At 63.4% G+C, this 317-nt stretch carries 1 protein-coding gene; it reads right to left on the bottom strand.

Annotation, left to right across the window (positions count from 1 at the left end):
* A partial coding sequence (locus tag PZH32_RS12310; protein WP_275208537.1) for a hypothetical protein occupies positions 1-317 on the bottom strand: 317 nt, incomplete at both ends.

The raw sequence follows: 317 nt of genomic DNA on the forward strand, positions 1-317 counted from the left end.
CTTGCCAATATAGGCACTGGGCTGCATATGCATTACGCCCGTCCGGGGGTCTCTCTCCAGCCCCGGATCGTTCGCCATGAACGTGGTGATCTCCTGCTGCGAGCGCGGCGTTTCGCAGAACTCGAGCAGGCGTGCATAGGAGGCGTGACGGGAAACCGCCTGGGTTTCCAGCATGGCGCGGGTGCGGTCAACCTGATTGAAACGGTTGAGCGCTTCCTCGCCGGCGTCGGTAAGGCGGTAGTGACACTCGACGGCCAGCTCGGTAATCTCCACTTCGGGAGCTCCCAGCTCGCGCAGCTCGTCGCGCATCTCGTCGG

The sequence above is a fragment of the Adlercreutzia equolifaciens genome (genome assembly GCF_029076695.1).
In the GTDB taxonomy this organism is placed as follows: domain Bacteria; phylum Actinomycetota; class Coriobacteriia; order Coriobacteriales; family Eggerthellaceae; genus Adlercreutzia; species Adlercreutzia equolifaciens_A.